The sequence below is a fragment of the Deltaproteobacteria bacterium genome, from assembly GCA_018668695.1.
Taxonomy (GTDB): domain Bacteria; phylum Myxococcota; class XYA12-FULL-58-9; order XYA12-FULL-58-9; family JABJBS01; genus JABJBS01.
In genome coordinates this window covers 1-3,289 of record JABJBS010000190.1, presented here as the reverse complement: position 1 = coordinate 3,289, position 3,289 = coordinate 1, and the positions used below count along the sequence as shown (strand labels likewise).

Annotated in this window: 3 protein-coding genes; all 3 read right to left on the bottom strand. The window is 50.7% G+C overall.

The window, feature by feature from the left end:
- Positions 1 to 294: 294 nt before the first annotated feature.
- The gene (locus HOK28_09990; protein ID MBT6433411.1) at positions 295 to 591 is read right to left on the bottom strand and encodes a DUF1244 domain-containing protein; all 297 of its coding nucleotides are present in this window, start codon (positions 589 to 591) and stop codon (positions 295 to 297) included.
- Positions 592 to 667: 76 nt separating this feature from the next.
- Positions 668 to 1,867, bottom strand: a complete 1,200-nt coding sequence (locus tag HOK28_09985) for a hypothetical protein (GenBank protein ID MBT6433410.1) — start codon at positions 1,865 to 1,867, stop codon at positions 668 to 670.
- 68 nt (positions 1,868 to 1,935) lie between these two features.
- Positions 1,936 to 3,289 (bottom strand): PAS domain S-box protein (locus HOK28_09980; protein MBT6433409.1); only part of this gene is annotated, 1,354 nt, incomplete at its 5' end.

Sequence of the window (3,289 nt, the reverse complement as noted above, 5' to 3'; positions counted from 1 at the left end):
TCTGTCTTTGACAATTCCTGCTTAACAGCCAGCTGTGAACAAACCCCTGAAGTATCTATGGATCCAAGGCGCACGATTTATCGTGGGTTGAAGACTCGTCTGCGCAACTAACTGAGTCTTCGTTTCGTAGATACTTATCGCGGTACCCGGGTCTGTCCCCCCGACGTTCGGGTACCGCACTCTCTAAAATATAAAATTGAATAGTAATAAAAAAAACGGGCTCCTCATTACTGAGGTAGCCCGTTTTTTTTTGCTTAAACTTATTCGCGATTTGCTGGGTGGTCTGCCTGGTTGTTATTGCTTACCCTGACTCGCCTTAAACTTCGCCATGGCTTCTGCCGATGGTTCAGTCTGGTGATTCGCTTTCCACTCGCTGTAAGGCATGCCGTAAACACGTTGACGGGCACCGTCGTAATCAACTTCCACACCGCGTTCTTCAGCCGCAGCCATGTACCATTTTGAGAGGCAGTTGCGGCAAAACCCGGCCAGGTTCATGAGGTCGATGTTTTGGGCATCCTTACGCTCATCTAAGTGCTTTAAGAGGCGGCGAAAAGCAGCGGCTTCAATGGCGTTTGTTTGTTCTTCAGTCATGGTCGTTTTCCTTTGGGGCTAGATACAAAAATACCCGCCAGTCCAAGAAGGAGAGGCGGGCATTTGATGTTCACGATTAATCGCAGGGGAGTTCGTCGTTGTTGTTTTCAAGCTTTACTTCACCCGCCACATTGCCTGCGCCAACGCGCTCAACAAATGAGTCGATGTGGCAAGATGCCAAGTCGGCGTTGTGTCGCATTTCAATATTGGCGCCAACGCTGACAAGACCGGCGAGTCCGTCTAGGCTGGTAACCGAAGTGGTTAGAAGCTTTAGGCTGTCTTCAATGCGAGTTACATTTTCAAGGCCGGCAAGGCTTGTAAGGCTTGCGTTGCCTTCGAGAATAACATCGCCATCAATCGATGTGAGAACGCTTAATGCACTGAGGTCGGTGAGGGCATCGTTGTCTTCAAGGTTGATGTAACCAAGCGTTGTAAACGCAATACCATTGAGCGAAGTCATAGCAGAGTTGCCTTCCAATACGATGGAGTCAATGGCTTCGACGCCGCCAAGCCCTTGAAGGTCAGTCAGTGCCGTGTTGAAGGTAATGCCGATGCCATTCTCCAACAGGCCGTTACGCTGACCGAGATCTGTGAGGTTGCTTAGAGCAGAAAGAGTCGTCAGATTGTTGTGCCCTTGGATGGTGAGGTATTCACCAATGGTTACGAGGTTCTCAAGGCCGGTAAGTGATGTAAGCGCTTGGTTGCGCTGCATGAACAGGTCTTCTCCGATAGTGGTCAGGCTGCTCAGCGCACTGATGTCATTGAGGTTGGGGCAGTCTTGAATAACGAGGTCGAGACCAATGGTTTGAATGTTTTCGAGACCTTCAAGATTAACTGTATCGAGGCCAATGATTTCAATGCGGCCCGTGACCTCGGTGTAGTCAGCGAGGCGCGCTAAGTCGCTTGCATCATCGATGCGAATACTGCCATCGAAAATGCCTTGGTCGTCGTCACAGCTTACGCCCGTGCCAGAACCGGTGCAGGTTGCATTGCAGTCGCCGCATTCTTCGGCATCACCATCGTCACAGGTTTCGCCTTCACCAATGGCTCCGTCACCGCATACGGCAGTGATGCTCAGGCAGTCTGCTGCGCAGTAATCCCCATTGCTGGTATTGCCGTCGTCGCAAAATTCACCGTCTTCTACTTCGGCGTTGCCGCATACCGCTGCTTGTGGGCAGTCGTCTCCTGTGCATGTTTCTGGTTCGTCCGAGCCGCCGCAGGCGCTCAAAAAGGTGAAGGTCGTGAGCAATGCGAGCATATGCCAAAGCTTGTGCATGGTGATCCCTGTTCAGTAAGAGTTGCAGTGGGGCTGCCTTTCATACTTCATCTGTGGGATCAATAGGGTCAGCTGGGTTCAGTGGCTGCAATCACGGTTGGTTCCTGGTGCTGGAGACCCAGTGGTAGCCATACACGAAAGCGGGCACCTCCAAGGTGTTCATCGTCATCAACGGATATGGTGCCTTCATGGTCTTTGACGATGGTGGCACACATGGATAGGCCGAGGCCTGTTCCCACTCCAGCGGCCTTGGTCGTGAAAAAGTCTTCAAAAATCTTGTCACGTAACTCTTGTGCTACGCCATCGCCATTGTCGGCTACTTCAAGTTCTACACCTGCTTCACCACCCACTGACTGAGGCCTGGACCCGATACGAATATTTCCCTCAAAGGTCTGGCCACGCCTGCGGCAACGGTCTGCTTTTTCCGTAAGTGCATCGGCAGCGTTTGCCATGAGGTTGGTAAGAACCTGACCGATTCTCGTTCGGTAGCAAGTGACGCCCGGTAAATCGAGCAGGTTTTCTTGAATAGCATGCAGTTTGAGTTTGCCACTGACGAGGGTACGCGATTCTCGAAGAACTCCGTTGAGGTCTACGCTGGGACTAATTTGAGTTTCATGCCGGCTTTGGGTGCGCAGGGCATAGCTCACATCGTGGAGTCTGACCAAGGCTATGTTGGCTGTGCTAAGGTGGCCACGTAAGGTTTCAATTGTGGTTTCAAATCGTTCCCATACGCGCATGGCTTCTGGGCTTTCGTCGAATAGTGTTTTGAGGTCTTTTTCAAGAAGGTTGAGCGTGTCGGTTGAGAGCCCAACACATTCCGCCGAAAGCCATGCAGGATTCGCTATCTCGTGCCCGATACTCGCAATCATTTGCCCGAGAGCCGATAGCTTCTCTGATTGGACCATGAGGTTTTTAGCATGTTTTAATTCGGCCTCAGTCTTGAGCTTGAGTTCGGCTTGAGCTTCGTTTAATTGATTGCTTCGCTGAATTTCCGCCGCCACAGCTCTCGACTCTTGGCTCAGAATGCGTTGCATTTCCCGGGAGTCATGGGCAACCAATACATAACCAAGTTTCGAGCCTGGTTGGCTCTGCATAACAGAGCCACTAAGAGTGGAGGGGATTCTAACGCCTTGTTTCGTTTTGAAAGAAGCATTGAGACCATGAACCACGGAGTCTTGACGAAAGGCGGTGATGACGCCGGTCATTTGTAAGATGTCATCTTCTGAGAAAAATGAGCGAATGCTTTGACCTATTATTTCATCTTCGGTGTAACCAAGGAGTCTTGTGAAGGCTTCATTCACTTGTGTGATGTTCTCAGCAGGGTCCAGAACAATGATTGAATCAGGGATGCTGGAATAGAGGTTCTCCTGGTAAACTTTGTAGCGATCTAGTTCATCATAGGCTTTCAAAGCATCATCGCGA

Bases quoted from the DNA above. Each gene is read 5' to 3' on its own strand.
- HOK28_09990 (MBT6433411.1), bottom strand. From the start codon at position 591: ATGACTGAAGAACAAACAAACGCCATTGAAGCCGCTGCTTTTCGCCGC.
- HOK28_09985 (MBT6433410.1), bottom strand. From the start codon at position 1,867: ATGCACAAGCTTTGGCATATGCTCGCATTGCTCACGACCTTCACCTTT.